Source organism: [Clostridium] ultunense DSM 10521, from assembly GCF_000511955.1.
GTDB classification, from domain to species: Bacteria; Bacillota; Clostridia; order Tissierellales; family Tepidimicrobiaceae; genus Schnuerera; species Schnuerera ultunensis.
Window position 1 is genome coordinate 233,753 of sequence record NZ_AZSU01000001.1, and the last position, 16,897, is coordinate 250,649.

The 16,897-nt window shown below is 31.1% G+C and carries 11 protein-coding genes; 10 read left to right on the top strand and 1 reads right to left on the bottom strand.

Annotated elements, in window-relative coordinates; all coding sequences use genetic code 11:
* The first annotated feature begins 256 nt into the window (after positions 1-256).
* The 10 genes from CUL_RS0101185 (at position 257) to CUL_RS20050 (ending at position 16,021) form a co-directional block, all read left to right on the top strand.
* Entirely contained in the window at positions 257-1,924 is a 1,668-nt protein-coding gene (locus CUL_RS0101185) for an N-6 DNA methylase (RefSeq protein WP_025640266.1), read from the top strand.
* Positions 1,924-2,445, top strand: coding sequence for a hypothetical protein (locus tag CUL_RS16420; protein WP_025640267.1), 522 nt, complete (start codon positions 1,924-1,926; stop codon positions 2,443-2,445). The genes CUL_RS0101185 and CUL_RS16420 overlap by 1 nt, the downstream gene beginning before the upstream one ends.
* An 80-nt stretch (positions 2,446-2,525) precedes the next feature.
* On the top strand, positions 2,526-3,986 hold the full coding sequence (locus CUL_RS0101195) for a type I restriction-modification system subunit M (RefSeq protein ID WP_025640268.1): 1,461 nt from the start codon (positions 2,526-2,528) through the stop codon (positions 3,984-3,986).
* Positions 3,987-5,165 (top strand): restriction endonuclease subunit S, encoded by a 1,179-nt coding sequence (locus tag CUL_RS0101200; RefSeq protein WP_025640269.1) that lies wholly within the window; start codon positions 3,987-3,989, stop codon positions 5,163-5,165.
* Between the two features lie 11 nt (positions 5,166-5,176).
* Positions 5,177-8,500 (top strand): DEAD/DEAH box helicase family protein, encoded by a 3,324-nt coding sequence (locus CUL_RS0101205; RefSeq protein ID WP_025640270.1) that lies wholly within the window; start codon positions 5,177-5,179, stop codon positions 8,498-8,500.
* Positions 8,501-8,952: 452 nt separating this feature from the next.
* Positions 8,953-13,161: an AVAST type 2 anti-phage system protein Avs2 gene (gene avs2, locus CUL_RS0101210; RefSeq protein ID WP_025640271.1), complete on the top strand. Its 4,209-nt coding sequence runs from the start codon at positions 8,953-8,955 to the stop codon at positions 13,159-13,161.
* Positions 13,162-13,432: 271 nt separating this feature from the next.
* Positions 13,433-13,576, top strand: coding sequence for an SHOCT domain-containing protein (locus CUL_RS0101215; RefSeq protein WP_025640272.1), 144 nt, complete (start codon positions 13,433-13,435; stop codon positions 13,574-13,576).
* A 59-nt stretch (positions 13,577-13,635) separates the two neighbouring features.
* Complete coding sequence (locus CUL_RS0101220) at positions 13,636-15,432, top strand: recombinase family protein (protein ID WP_025640273.1); 1,797 nt, start codon at positions 13,636-13,638, stop codon at positions 15,430-15,432.
* Between the two features lie 176 nt (positions 15,433-15,608).
* Positions 15,609-15,830, top strand: coding sequence for an IclR family transcriptional regulator domain-containing protein (locus CUL_RS18765; RefSeq protein ID WP_456243145.1), 222 nt, complete (start codon positions 15,609-15,611; stop codon positions 15,828-15,830).
* A 32-nt stretch (positions 15,831-15,862) separates the two neighbouring features.
* The gene (locus CUL_RS20050) at positions 15,863-16,021 is read left to right on the top strand and encodes an IclR family transcriptional regulator domain-containing protein (protein WP_408065611.1); all 159 of its coding nucleotides are present in this window, start codon (positions 15,863-15,865) and stop codon (positions 16,019-16,021) included.
* Between the two features lie 436 nt (positions 16,022-16,457).
* Here CUL_RS20050 and CUL_RS19050 read toward each other — a convergent pair.
* The coding region (locus CUL_RS19050; protein ID WP_035142651.1) for a transposase at positions 16,458-16,897 on the bottom strand (440 nt) is incomplete at its 5' end.

Here is a 16,897-nt window from a genome sequence, read left to right on the forward strand (position 1 = left end):
TGATAGAGTTATATTTATATTAAGGGAGAATAAAAAAGTACTTCTTTTAAAGTGGGATATAAGCTGAAACGGAGATCTACCGTAATAGGTTTAAAATAAATATTGATATACTAGTAAATATAATTCTATTTGCTTATTTCTAAAAGACAAAATAAAAAATGGTTTAAATAAACCATTGACAATTATTTGCGTTATGGTATAGTTAAACCATAATCAAAAAGGCTATTCCATTTAACTAAAATTAGGAGGGAATTGTATGGGGAATAAAAATGTTAATGAAGTAATAAATATTCTAAGAGAAAAAGCAAGTTCAGGAAATTATATTTATGAATTTGCAATTAATTATTATTTAAGTAGAAAGTTAAAAACTGACTCATTTAATCAAATCCTAGACAAATTTGAAGATGAAAATATTAAATATAATTTAAGAGCTGTTTATGAAGAAGAAAATAATTATATAGAACAGTTTAATAATCTTAAAGACTTCTCACTAGATGAAATTATTGAAATCATAGGTGACCTTTCTGAATATGCTGGCAGGAGGGGTGGAGGGGGAAATACTACAGTAAAGTCAATTATTGATCTATCCTTAGAACTTTTGACCTTAGAAAAAGAAGATATATTATTAGATGTAGGTTCAGGGATAGGAACAACATTGCTAGAAGCATCTAAAATATCTAGTATCTCCGGGATTGAAATCAATCCAGAAAATTATATGCTATCATGTGTGTTGCTTGATTTATTTGATCTACAAGTAGAAAATATGATGCATAAGGATGTCTTTACTTATGATTTAAGTAAATTTGACGCCAATAAGGTTTTTATGAATATGCCCTTGGGCCTAAAAATGTCAGGAAAAAAATTGGAGGAAGTTTTAAAATTAAAATTTGATAAATCCATTTACAAAAATCATATTAAATCTATTGACTCATCTTGGGTTTTTGCATTAGATATCATTGAAAATACAGAATATGAAAAATTCGTAATGCTTATGAATGGCAATCCTTTATATAGCGATAATCATCAAGATGTAAGGAAGATATTAATTGATAAAGGTAAGGTTGAGGCTGTTATAGCATTACCTAGTAACCTATTAGCTTACACTGCTATTCCTATATATCTAGTTGTATTTAGCCATAGTAATGAAAGTATAAAATTTGTTGACGCAACAAAACTATATTCAGATATTAAATATAGACATGTGTTAGAAAAAGAGCATATTAAAAAAATTGTAAAAGCACTAGATAAGGACTCCAGTATAAGTAAAATAGTAGATTCAAAAAAACTTATAGAAGAAGATTTTACCCTTGATCCATTAAGATATACCGTAGAAGAGTTTCCATTTGAAGAAAGCATTATATTAAAGGATGTAGTAAAATCAATTAACAGGGGTCATACCATTAGTAAAAAAGACCTAGAAGAAATGACTTCAGTTCAACCAACAGATTATCAATATTTAATGTTACAAAATTTTCAAGATGGAATATTAGATGGAAATTTACCATACCTAAAGAATTTAAACGAATCTTATGAGCGATATTTTCTGAAAGATAATTCAGTTATTGTTTCTAGATTATCACCTTTTAAAATAGGTTCGGTTGGCAAACTGAAGACTAATGTGTTAGTGAATGGAAATTTGTTTTTCTTAGAAATTGATGAAAATAAAATAAACAAAGATTTCCTCACTGCCTACTTACAAAGTAGAATAGGTTTAAGAGAAATAGAAAAATATGTTAAAGGGTCTACTATGAAGACAATTAGTATTAGAGACCTTGAAAGGATTAAGATTCCAAAAATAAGTATGGAAAAACAAATCGAAATTGGTAATCAATTCGTACTATTGAATTCTGAATTTAAGGCAATCAAGAAAAGGACCGATGAAATAATAGAAGAGAGATTAAATATGTTTGAAGGAGGTATATAATGCTTCTGGATAACGAGTTAAAAATTGATGTTGCATCTGACGCAACAAAAATAGTAATGAAAAGAATTATTGGTGCTAGATCTATTAGTGAGTTGAGAAGTTATCTAAAATCAATAGGTCTTGAGGAGCTGACTCCAGATATAGATAACTTCCAGCCTAATGGGGATATTTATATCTTAGGAGATTTGAGCATTAAAGATAATATTGTCTATCAAATATTTAAAGACTTAAGCATAGATGTTAATAGAATAAAACTAGTAAAAGGTTATAATGAGCTGAAGACTTATAATTTTAATAGATTCCAATATGATACTTCTGTAAGATTGATTTTTGTAGGACCAATACCCCATTCAACAAAAGATAAAGGGGAATATTCTAGCGTTATAGCTAGAATGGAGAGGGAAGAAGGTTTCCCTAAAATCGTAAGACTTGGTACAGAAGGCAGTTTGAAAATTACTAAAACAAACCTTAAAGATGCTATAATAAAAGAAATAAAATCAAATTATTTAGATACAAATTAATATAACAAAAAGCTTTTAAAAAGCCAGTTGATTTAATTTTACCTAGATAAACAAGTATAAGATAAGGAGTGAGTGTATAGATGATAACAGGAGAAATAAGGAATAAGATTGACAGAATTTGGGATAGCTTTTGGACAGGCGGTATTACTAACCCTTTAACAGTTATAGAGCAGTTTACCTATTTACTATTTATAAAATCATTAGATGATAAGCAGTTAAACTCAGAAAAAGAGGCTAGTATTCTAGGTATAAAGCCTAAAGTAATATTTGACAAGAATAATGAAGATTTAAGATGGTCTAACTTTAAACACTTTGACTCAGAAAAAATGTATAAGGTCGTATCTACTGAAGTATTCCCTTTTATAAAGAAATTGAATGGCAATGCAGATTCATCATTTGCTAGATTTATGGAAGATGCGATCTTTACCATTCCTACACCTAGAATGCTAGAAACAGTTGTAACCAATATAGATGAACTTATGGCTGATCTTCCCTTAAAAGACTTAGGAGATTTATATGAGTATATGCTTAGCAAGTTGACTACTGCAGGGAAGAATGGACAGTTCAGAACACCAAGACATATTATAGATATGATGGTTGAACTTGTGAAACCTACACCTAGCGACATAATTATAGATCCAGCGGCCGGGACAGCAGGATTTTTAATTTCCACAGCAGATTACTTAAAGAAAAATTATGAAAATGAAATATTTACATCAGAGCAACTAAAAGAACACTTTAATAATGAAATGTTTAATGGAAACGAAATAGATACTACCATGTTAAGAATAGGAACTATGAATATGCTCCTTCATGACGTGGAAAATCCCCAAATTCACTATATGGACTCTCTTTCTAAATCCAATAAGGAAAGAGAAAAATATACCTTAGTACTAGCCAATCCACCTTTTAAGGGTAGCTTGGATAAAGAGGCGGTAGCTGATGACCTGACTAGAATTACTAACACAGGAAAAACAGAACTATTATTTATAGGACTTATTCTAGAGATTTTAAAAAGTGGTGGAAGGGCTGGAGTAATAGTTCCAGATGGAGTCCTTTTTGGAGCTAGCAATGCCCATAAATCTTTGAGAAAAGAGATTATAGACAAGCATAAGCTAGAGGGAGTTATATCCATGCCTTCAGGGGTATTTAAGCCCTATACAGGAGTATCTACAGCCATACTACTCTTTACTAAAACAGGCATAGGTGGAACAGATAAGGTTTGGTTCTATGATATGGAAGCAGATGGGCTATCCCTAGATGATAAGAGGGAAAAGGTAAAGGACAATGACATAGAAGATATAATAGCGAGATTCCATAAGCTAGATAATGAAGAGGAGAGACAAAGAACAGAAAAGTCTTTTTTGGTCCCAGTAGAGGAAATAAGGGAAAATGGTTATGATCTTTCTATAAATAGATATAAGGAAATAGTCTATGAAGAAGTAGAATATGAAGAACCTGAAGTGATCATAGAAAAGATAAGAAGATTAGAGGAAGATATACTTTTAGGTTTAGATGAAATAGAGAAGTTGGTGAAATAGATGAAATGGATAGAGTTAGGAGAAGTTTTCCCGATAATAAGAAATGGTAAAAGTATAAAACAAGATGGTTATGAAGGTTACCCAATTACTAGAATAGAAACTATAGCTGATAGATACATTAATGAGAATAGGGTAGGTTATGCAAATATTCATGAACTTGATGATTATGAAGAGTATGTTTTACAAAAAGGAGACATCTTGATGTCCCATATAAACAGTGTTAAACACTTAGGTAAAACTGCAATATTTGATTCGGACACTATAATGATTCATGGGATGAATTTATTGTGTCTTAGAGGTGATAAAGATAAAATAAACAATTATTATGGATACTATTGTTTAAACTCAGATGTATTTTTGAATCAGATATCTCATATAACAAAAAAATCTGTAAATCAAGCTAGTTTTAATATTACTAACCTTAAAAAGATAAAAATTCCAGTCCCACCCATGGAAACCCAAGAAAAGATAGTCAAAGTTCTAGACCATGCACAAGCACTTATAGACAAGAGGAAGGAACAAATAGAATCCCTAGACCAGCTAATAGAATCTATATTTTATACTATGTTTGGTGATCCAGTAAGGAATGAAAAGGGTTGGGAGGTTAAGAAGTTAGAAGAAGTATTATTGAACAATGTAAGTAATATAAAAAAAGACTTTAAAGATGATATTTCCTATATTGATATAGGATCTATAAATAATAACAATAATTCTATTGAATCATATAACAATTTTAAAATAAAAGATGCACCAAGTAGAGCAAAAAGAATATTGAATCATGGGGATATACTATTTTCAACAGTAAGACCAAACTTAAAAAATATTGCAATTTTTGACATGTATACAGAAAATACTGCAATAGGCTCTACGGGCTTTTGTATTATTCGCGTAAATGAAAGTTTGGTAAATAATAAATATATATTTAATGTAGTAAAAAACAGCAGATTTACAGGTTATTTAGTAAAGATAGCAGAAGGAGCAAGCTATCCAGCAGTAAAAGATAGTGATATTAAGTCAATAAAAATAAGTATTCCACCGATTTCTCTACAGAATGAATTCGCACAAAAAGTAGAAGTCATAGAAAAACAAAAGGAAGTTTTAAGAGAATCACTGGAATTATTAGAAGAAAATTATAAGTCTATTATGGATAAAGCCTTTAAAGGTCAACTATTTAACTAGGAGGTGGACTCATGAATTCAAATTTTTCTTATCTGAAGAAAGAAGGCAAATATGAATCTTTTGTAGATGCCTGTATAGAGGCTGAAAAACTGATGCATGTATCCTATTCAGCATCTGCAACCTTTACCCGTAGGGCCATGGAGTTGGCTGTCAGATGGATATATATCAATGATGAAGCACTAAAGCTTCCCTATAATGATACCTTTGCTGCCCTTATAAATAGTCCTGATTTTAAAAATATAGTTGGAATAGAACTATATAAAGCTCTTGATTACACCAGGGAATTAGGCAATAAGGCAGCCCATACTAATATGAGTGTGGATAGAAATCAGGCTATACTATCCTTGAGAAATTTATTTAATCTAACTCATTTTATAGACTACTGTTATTCTGAGGATTTTGAGGAAAGACAATTTGATGAAAGCCTTTTAGGTTATAATGACAGATTGAAAAAGACAGTCAAAGAGCAGGAAGAATTCTTTGAAATACTATCTAAAAAGGATAAGAGTCTAGAAGAGTTAATCAAGGAAAACCAAAGGCTTAGAGAGGAAAATAAAAAGACCAGAAAAAACCATGAAAGGACTAGATCCTATAGGGTAGATAGCTTATCTGAAGAAGAAACTAGGAAGGCCTATATAGACCTTGATTTAGAATTAAAGGGCTGGGAAATAGGGAAGAATTGCCTGGAAGAAGTAGAAGTTTCCCATATGGAAAATGCTTCAGGTATTGGCTTTGTTGATTATGTCTTATATGGGGATAATGGTAAACCCCTGGCTGTGGTAGAAGCAAAAAGAACCAGTAATAGTCCTAAATTAGGCAAGATACAGGCAGAAATGTATGCAGATGCTCTAGAAATAGAAACAGGTGTTAGACCTGTAATATTTTATACCAATGGTATAGATTATTATATTTGGGATGATAAGGATTATCCTGAAAGAAAGATTTCAGGGATCTACAGTAAGAAGGATTTAGAGTCCCTAAATTTTATGAAGAACAATAGAAGCACCATGAAAAGTCCTGATATAAGGGATGAAATAACCAATAGGGATTATCAAAAAGAGGCCATAACAAGAACCTTAGAAAGCTATGAAACTGGCCATAGGAAGGCACTTTTAGTAATGGCTACAGGAAGTGGCAAAACTAGAACAGCTGCTTCTATAGTCGATCTTATGGTTAGGAATAACTGGGCCAAAAATATTCTCTTTTTAGCAGACAGAACAGCCCTAGTCAAACAAGCTAAGGAAAGTTTTAATGAACATTTGCCAGAGCTTTCCTTATGCAATCTTTTGGACAATAAGGATGATGTTAGTAGTAGAATGGTATTTTCCACCTATCCAACCATAATGAATGCCATAGATGAGAAGAAGGGGACTGATGGAAAGAGAATTTTCACCAATGGACACTTTGATTTGATAATTTTAGATGAAAGTCATAGGTCTATATATAAGAAATATCAAGATATATTTGCCTATTTTGATGCTAGACTCTTAGGCTTGACTGCTACCCCTGTAGATGAAATTGATAGGAATACCTATAGGGTTTTTGAACTAGAAGAAGGAAATCCTACCTTTGCCTATGATTTAAAAGAGGCTATTGAAGATGGATATCTAGTAAATTATGAACTTCCTCAGGTATCTGAAACCAAGATTATGAAGGAAGGCATAAGATATAAGGACTTATCAGAGGAAGAAAAGGAAGAGTTTGAAAAGACCTTTGATTCTTTTGAAGATATTCCTAGTGAAATGGTAAACAAAAGTCTTTTTAATATAGAAACAGTAGATTTAGTTATAAAGGATTTAATGGAAAAGGGAATAAAGGTAGAAGGTGGAGATAAGTTAGGCAAGACTATAATCTTTGCTGCCAATCAGGATCATGCCGACTTTATAGTTGAAAGATTCAATGCCCTATATCCTGAATACAGGGGAGATTTTGCCCAGGCTATTTATCATAAAATCAATTATGTAGATAATCTTATAGATAAATTTAAAGACAAAGATTCTTATCCTCAAATAGCAGTATCTGTAGATATGTTGGATACAGGAATAGATATTCCCGAACTTGTAAACCTAGTATTCTTTAAGAAGGTAAGGTCTAAGGCTAAGTTTTGGCAGATGATTGGTAGAGGTACTAGACTATGTGAAGATTTATTTGGGCCAGGTCTTCATAAAGAAAAATTCTTAATTTTTGATTACTATTATAACTTTGAGTTTTTTGAAATAAATAAGAGAGGCCATGAAGGTGGTCTTCAAAGATCCCTAACAGAAAATTTATTTAATATTAAGGTTGATTTGATAAAGGCTTTGGAACATTTAGATTATCAGGAAGATGAATTTATAAAATATAGAAATGAGTTAATAGACAATATAAGTCTTTTAATTAAGGGAATAAACACTGATAGATTTAATGCAAGAATGAGGTTACACCTAATAGATAGATACTCAGATAAAAGAGCTTTTGAAAGTCTAGAGGAAATTGATGTAAAGAACCTTAAAGATGAAGTTTCACCTCTTATAATATCTACAGATGACGATGAATTAGCTAAGAGATTTGACTATTTAATGTACACTATACAATATGCCTATCTTGAGAAAAAACCATATTCTAAACCTAAGAGTAGGGTTAAAAAGACTGCCAATGATTTAGAGAAAAAGGGCTCTATAGGGCAAGTACAAAAAAATAAAGAGCTAATTTATGAGATACAGAAAGAAGAGTTTTGGGAAGATGCAGATCTCTTTGACTATGAAAGGGTTAGAAAGGCTTTAAGAGAACTCATAAAGCTAATAGATAGAGAAAGGCAGGGAATTTACTATACAGATTTTAAGGACGAAGTAATAGGGGTTAGGGAAGGAAGTCCAATATATGATGTTAATGATTTAGAAACTTATAAAGAAAGAATAGTATCCTATTTTAAGAAATATAGGGATGATTTGCCTATTTACAAACTTAGAAATAATGAAGACCTCACTAAAGAAGATATTAAATATTTTGAAAGAATCCTCTTTGAAGAATTAGGAGACAGAGAATCTTATCAAAAAGTTTATGGTGATAAACCTCTTTTGAAATTGGTTGCCAGTATTACAGGTATGGATAGAGAAGCTGCTAAAAGAGAGTTTTCAAAATTCCTGATAGATGAAAAATTAAATTCAGATCAGATTAACTTTGTCAATAATATTATTGATTATATTGTTAAAAATGGTTCTATTGAAAAAGAAGTACTACAGGAATTTCCCTTTAATAAAAAGGGTGGGGTAATTAAATTATTTGATAACAATATAGAACTAGCTAAGGATATTATTTCAACTATTGATAAAATCAATAATAGGTTAGTGGTTTAAAGCTTAATGAATCATTTAGTGGTTAAGAGAAAGCTTAGCCACTTTTTATAACAGGGTATTAGGGGTGTCCCCTAAATCATTCCGATAGGAACAAGTAGAAAATTGGATAAAAAGAAGCGAACCTAAAAGGGCCCGCTTCATCAATTTTCTCGTAAGTGTGTCTACACTTACTGTGCTTGCTATTAAAGTTATTTTAAAAGCAGGTATTAAGCTAAATATTTGATTTGCATATTTATATTACCACATTCTATAGCTAATATTAGCGTGTATTAGGTAATTTCCTTAAAAGCTTTGACCTTACAAAGTCTTGAAAGTGATTTAGGGTTAATTAGGCAAATTATAAGGGAGTCATTTATTTTTAATATGGCAAAGTAAATTATAATGTTCATGTAAATTTAATTTCTTATTAATATATGAAGGCAGTTAAAGTATAATAATTGGAGGAGGATGCCATGATAACTTCTACGATAGTAGTTTCATACATTGCTTCAAAATTTATAGATAAATTCATTGAAGACATGGGTTATTGTTTTTTAAAAAAGATTATATTCCCTAAAAAAACATATAAAGGTAGATTGGTATGCATTATCAATAAAACAATAGATGAGTATGAAATGAGACACCCATTTTTTCAAGGTGAAGCTAAGTTTCCATTTTATCATTCTCAGATACTGTTTGAAGAATTGAATAATTATGTACTTTTTAAAACTAGTTTATCAGATGAAGATTTACTAGGAAAATTTGAAGAGAACCCTCATATTCTTATCCCATCAAAAGAGGAATTAAATACTTTTTATAGCTTGTTTGTTAATAATATTAATAATTATAAAGAGCTTGAAGATTTATTTATTGAGGAAAATTATAAATCAAAGATTTTTGATATTCATAATACGTTAAATAATCTAGATAAGAAAATAAAACGTATTGAGAAGTCAATAACCTTTAATCCAAATAAAAAATGGTTTATTAAACAAAACCAATCTGCAATACATGATTTAGGAGAACGATATACTCCAAAAGTTAATTTTGAACTTTCGGATACATTTGTTTTTGATGGAATTGGTCGCTCAGCAAAATTTGAGAGGGAGGCAATTAAAAGACTAGATAATCTTCTTATCAAAGGGAAGAAAATCCTTATAAAGAGAACTGATATGGCCAACATAAATGAAATAATGGAAAAATTGGAGAAGTATTTTGATGAATTATTTAATCGATTTAAGTCGACCAATTTTCAGGGTACTAAGACAATCCCAATCGATTCTTTCTTAGAGATATCTGATAAAATAAGAAAACTAGTTGAAGAAGCTGAGAGCTATTATCTGGAAGAAGAAAGAAAGGTAGCAAATGAAACAAAAAGCTATAGGACTTATCGTAAATTTGGATCTGAAATAAGAAACATCAGTGATTTTACATATGAACTGATGAGTTTTATTGAATTTATTAATAGTGCTACCTTTCGACTTGCTAATAATCCTATACTGGTTATCGATGGGGAGGCAGGGATAGGGAAGTCACATATGGTCGGTGATATTGTTTCCAAACGTATGAGTGATGATTATGAAAGTATTTTTATTCTGGGTCAGCACCTCTTGATAGATGAAAATCCGTGGACTCAGATATTTAAGATTCTTCAAATCAATTCTAAAACAGAGGAATTTTTAAATACCCTTAATGAACGTGGGGAGAAGTCTAAAAAAAGGATTATATTATTTATTGATGCGATTAATGAAGGTAGAGGAAGATATTTTTGGCCAAATTTTATTAGAAGTTTTATTTATGAAATTAAAAAATATGAATGGCTAGGTTTAGTTGTAACAGTTCGTTCATCATATAAGGCATTAATTTTTCCTGATGATATCTGTGAGGGCATTATCAGTCATACGCTCTATGGTTTTAGAAATGTTGAATACGAGGCGAGTAGGCTCTTTTTTAATAATTATAAGATAGAATTGCCTAATGTTCCCTTACTATATCACGAGTTTCAAAACCCTCTTTTTTTAAAGCTCTTCTGTGAGGGAATAAAAAAAGCAGGTTTAAACAGAATACCGGATGGACTTCAAGGGATAACCTCAGTCATAGATTTTTTCTTAAATGGTGTAAATGAAGTTTTGTCTAAACCAAATTCTGTAGACTATTCGAGCAGTATAAAATTGGTTCAAAGGTCAGTAAATGCCTTAATTCAGTATAAAATCGAAAATGATGTATGGTATGTACCATACGAAATTGCCTATGACCTTATTGAAGAGGTAGCCTCAAAATATACTGAAAAAAAAGGATTTATTGAGAACTTAATAGTAGAGGGAGTATTGTCCAAAAACTTATTTTGGAAATCGAATAACCAATATCAAGAAGGTGTCTACTTTGCTTATGAACGATTTGAGGATCATTTAATGGCACAATATTTATTGGAAAAATATCCAAATATTGAAGAAGAGTTTAAAGAAGGCGGTAATCTTTATAAATACATTGATACTGAAAAATCGATATATTCAAATAGAAGATTGATAGATGCATTTTCAATCCAAGTTCCAGAAATTTATAGTAAAGAGTTATTTGAGTTTATGCCTGATCTTAAGGGGGAATATCCTGTTGTTGAATCATTTATTGAAAGTCTACTCTGGCGTAAATTAGATAGTATAAATGATAAACCAATAGCCTATGTAAATAAATTTGTATTTTCTTATAATGGCACTTATGAATTATTCTGGGAGACAATTCTTTCTGTTGCGGCATTACCAGGTCACTTTTTTAATTCCAAATTTTTGCATAAAAACTTAATGGAATTTTCTATGCAGGATAGAGATGCTGAATGGACTGAACTTTTGAAAAATAAATTTAGCGATGAGTCAGCAGTAAAGCGTCTGATTGATTGGGCCTGGAATGAAAATGATAAATCATATGTTTCGGATGAGTCAATTGAGCTTGCGAGTATAGCGATAGCATGGTTTCATACTTCAACAAATCGACAGTTGCGTGATTGTTCAACGAAAGCATTAGTATGCTTATTGCAAGATAGGATAAATGTTTTAATAAGGATCTTGGAAATATTTGAAGATGTAAATGATCCTTATGTATATGAAAGATTATTCGCAGTTGCTTATGGATGTGTCTTAAGGAGTGAGCAAAAGGATTTATTTGTAGAATTAAGTGAATATATATTTAAAATTATTTTTAAGGACAAAGATGAAGTTTATCCGCACGTGTTGTTGCGTGATTACGCCCGTGGGATTATAGAATATACGTATTATTTGGGCTATACCCTTTCCTTTGACATTAATTTAGTAAGACCCCCATATAAGAGTACTTTCTCTACAAAAATACTAACCAATCAAGAAATTGATGCAAAATATAGATTCGATTATAAAAAGAATTTTCCAGACTATTACTGGTCTCAAAATAAAATCCTTAATTCAATGACGACTGAATATGGTAGAGGAACAGGTGGATATGGTGATTTTGGGAGATATACCTTTGAGAGTGCTTTGAGGGCTTGGGATGTCAATACAGATGACCTAAGCAATCTTGCAATCGAGTGGATATTTGAGAAGTATGGTTATGATGTTGAAAAACATGGGAAATATGATCGTGATATAGGTTCATATGGAAGAAGTGCTTCAAGTATCGAACGTATAGGTAAAAAATATCAATGGATAGCTTTATATGAGATGGTTGCACGCGTATCGGATAATTTCAAAAAATATGAAGAATACAGTTTTAAAAAAGAAAAAGAAGAACCATATCAAGGACCATGGAGTCCCTATATTAGGGATATAGATCCAACTATGATTATTCATAAAACTGGAAGTAATGATGAAGATGTGAATGAAGAATTTTGGTGGCAAACAAGGAGTTCATTCAATTGGGATTGTCCAGATAAAGATTGGTTTAAAAACTCTACTGATTTACCGAAGTTTGAAAATCTAATTGAAGTGGAAGATGAACAACGTGAAAAATGGTTAGTTCTTGAGAGTTATCCTGAATGGGCAGAGCCGAAAAAAATTGGAGAAGAAAGATGGAACTATCCTCATAAGAGATTTTGGACCCAGGTAAGAAGTTATATTGTTAATGAGAAAGATTTTCAGGTATTAAAAGATTGGGCAGTCCAACAAGATTTTATGGGTAGATGGATGCCTGAAAGTAGTGATAGATATGAAATCTTTAGCAGAGAATACTACTGGTCACAGGCCCACCAATATTTTACGAATGAATATTATAATGGGCTCGAATGGCGTGATGTTATTGACCCTAATTCAAATCAACATATTGCAAAAGTAATTGTTCCTACTGAATCATTTTTGTGGGAAGAAGAATTTGATAAATCAAAAGAAGATGCTATCAGATTTCTAAAACCTTGTACAAATATTTATAGAGATATGAATCTAAAATATAGCAGAAAAGAAGGAGAATTTTTAAATAGCACTAATGAAGTCATTTGTTTTGATACTAGTGTTTATTATAATTCAAAGTCTCATTTATTAATAAGAAAGATTCCTTTCTTAAAATATTTACAAGAAAACAAGCTAACAATCATATGGACTGTATTAGGTGAGAAGCAAATAATTGGAGGGCATACAAACAATTATGACAGACTAGAGATAAATGGGGTGTTTCATTTAGAAGATGCTGAAATTACTGGAGGAATAAATACAAAGAGTACGTAGGGTCACATGGAGAATAGATAAAAATTAACTGGACTTGTAGATATATGTAATAGGAAATGTTGTTGCTGTGAATAAACAAAGCGATTGATTTAAGAATAATTTTTCTTAGAGCAATCGCTTTTTTCTGTGTCTATTTTCATTTAAATTCCTAAAATCTTTTTAAAATAGCGAATCAAGTGGGCATTATTTTCACTTTTATATATAAGGGAGAAATAAGTAACCTTGGTAGATAAATAAAATTTTCGCTACAAATTTTAAAGGAGGGGAAAAAATGAATGACATATTAGAATATAGCATCCAACTTGCTATGCTTAGACAATTATTAATAGAAAAACTAATAGACAAAAGAGAATATTTTAAGATTAAAGAGGTTCTTATGAAAAAATATAATATATCTTCAGATTTGATCTGCTAAATTATGCTTAATATGTTAAAGTAGAACTGTATAAAGGAATACAAAATGGGAGGGATCTTATGAAGAAAGTTGAAGTTATAAAAGGTGGTGGACTTTTAAGTGCTTGTAGAAATGGTATAGAAATTAATCTTAAAAGAGTTGCAGCTTATTGTAGGGTAAGTACTGATAGTGAAGATCAGCTTCAGAGCTATCACTCTCAAGTAAAATACTATACAGGTTTAATCAATGAAAATTCTGACTGGACCATGGCTGGAATTTATGCCGATGAAGCTATTACAGGCACCCAGGTAGATAAAAGACTTGATTTTCAAAGACTGATAAATGATTGTATGAATGGAGATATAGATATGGTTATTACGAAATCTATATCTAGGTTTGCTAGAAACACTTTGGATACACTAAAGTATGTGAGACGACTAAAAGAAATGAATGTAGCAGTATTTTTTGAAGAAGAAAATATTAATACATTGACCATGGATGGTGAACTACTTTTAGTTATACTTAGCTCTGTTGCACAGCAAGAGGTTGAAAATATTTCAGCTAATGTAAAGAAGGGCTTGAAGATGAAAATGCAAAGAGGAGAGCTAGTTGGTTTTCATGGATGTCTAGGCTATGATTATGATAAAGAAACTAAGAGTATTTCAATAAATGAGGATGAAGCCGAAATAGTAAGGTATATATTTAAGAGGTATTTGGAAGGAGCAGGTGGTAGTGTAATAGGTAGAGAACTAGAAAACCTTGGATATAAATCACCAAGAGATAGTAGCAAATGGTCAGCAACTACTGTCTTAGGAATTATAAAGAATGAAAAATACAAAGGAGATCTTTTAATGGGAAAGACCTTTACTGTTGACCCTATTACTAAAAGAAGATTAGATAACTTTGGTGAAGAAGATAAATTTTATGTAAAGGAACATCATGAGCCAATTATAAGTGAAGATGATTTTGATAAAGCTCAAGCAATTAGACTTAGGAGAGCTAAGAATAGAAATACTGTAAAATCAAAAGATGGGAAAAGAGAAAAATTCAGTAGGAAATATGCTTTTTCTTGCTTACTTGAATGTGGATTCTGTGGCTCAAACTTGTCCAGAAGATCATGGCATAGCAATACAGAATATAATAAGGTCATCTGGCAATGTGTAACAGGAACTAAAAAAGGTAAAAGATATTGCCCTAATAGCAAGGGTATAGAGGAAGTTGCAATAGAGAAGGCTTTTCTAGAGAGTTATAGGCAGCTTACTTCAAACAATAAAGATATTGTAAACAAGTTCTTAGAACTAATAGAATCAACTTTAAATGATAATACACTAGAGAAAAGCATTAAGAAATTAGAAAGAGAAATACTTAAAATTTCAAGCAAACAAAATTCTTTAGTTGACTTAAGGCTAGAAGAAAAAATAGATGGTGAGTTATATGAAGAGAAATACATATCTCTACAGAAGCAATATTCACAGAAAAGCAAGGAAAAAGAAGATCTTGAATTTAACTTAAAAAACAATAATGAAATAAAAAGCAGGATGAAGACTTTTAAAACCATGCTTGAAGTAAAGGAAGTATTGAAAGAATTTGATAGGTATGTATTTGAAAGTATTGTTGAAAAAGTAATTGTTGGAGAAGTAGATAAAAGTGGGAATGTAGATCCATATAAGCTTACCTTTGTATATAAGACTGGTTCTAAGGATGATTTAGATGGAGAGAAGTTTAAGTCATCAAGGAAAAATGCTAGTTCTAAAAACAAGATAAGAGTGAAAGGCTCTGCTGAATTGTCTTCCTATACTAATAACTATGTAAACAAATCATGTTCCCATAGTAGTGACACCGCATGTGGAGTGCGTGGTATTGATGTCAAGGGTTGAGAAATAGAAGGATTACAAATACCTATAAATAAAGGGTTTCCAGACATTGGGTTTTTCTCACGGTTACTTTGCCGGAAGAGATAATGTCAGGAACCCCTTATTTTTATTGTTTGCGGTAATATATCAGATGCCCTGAAAGTGATATGGGACATTGAGATCAGACCTCACTGTCCCATATATCTGTAAGCTTAAAACCCTATCTGGAAAGGTTAAAGAACTTAACAGGGGAAACGGTTAACTTGACGGTTATGGATAATAACCAGATAGTTTATATTGCTCAAGCGAAAAGCAATAGATTGGTTAAAATGTTTACAACCATATATACGGAAAATACAATAACGGATAAAGAGGAGCTTATTAAGGAACTAGAGGAAATTAGGAAAAAGGCTATGCCTTAGATAATCAGGAAAGGGAGATAGGAGTTAGCTGTATAGCTGCCCCGGTATTCGATTTAAACGGCGATAATATTGCCAGCATTACCATATCTGCCCCAACGGCCAGGTTTACAGATGAAAATAAGAGGAAATGGATTAAGATTGTATTACAGATATCTAAAGAGGCAACGGAGCATCTTAAGACCATAAATTAGCCGCAAGGTTGAAAGACTATTCTGATTAGTTTATTAATAATTAAGAATAGTCTTTTTTATTTATAGAGTTAAATTTTCCATTTTTACTTGACATTATTATAGTCCGTTTCATTCGAAGGAATTTCAGTAGGCTGATTAGATCACGAATGCGACGCCGAAGGGAAACAAGAACTTCATCGAGAAAGTAGCTTTGTTGTTCTTTTATGTAAAGAAATTTGTTTTAGATTTGATTGAAATTGATATTTTGTTTGGTATAATAAAAATAATAGATAGTTGCAAAATATGATTTTAAAGTTATCCACAGAAAATAGGAGAAAATAGGCAATTAAAAGCTTTTAAACATCTTAAGTTTTCAGATATCCACAAAAAAGGCATAGCAAAGCAAAGGTTCAATGAAACCTTTTAAAAACTGGTTATCTAGTTTCAGAGATTAAAGTTAAGCAATCAAAGATTTAATAGCAAGAGGTTTATCATAATTTTTAGACTTAAATATAAGTATAAAAGCAATTAATTGAGAAATACAGGCAAGTAGAATATCTGATTTTAAAGATACTGTATTTCTAACTCTTGATGATTTAATTTGAATGAAATTCTTAATTTGACAAATGGATCTTTCGCAGATAGTTCTAAGTCTATATAGTTTCTGCCACTTTAAGCTATCACGAGGGATAGAAGAATTAAAGCGATAATTATGATGTATAGTAATTTGTTTAATTCTTCCGCATTTTGAACTAGTGCAAGGATTTTCACAATTTAATATATAGCTTAGTTTACCATTGATATTAATTTTCTTAGCCTTTGGACATATGTACTTTATTCTATCAGCTCTACCCTTTTCGCGAGTGATACCATCGTAAACCATAGGTAGAGAAGAAT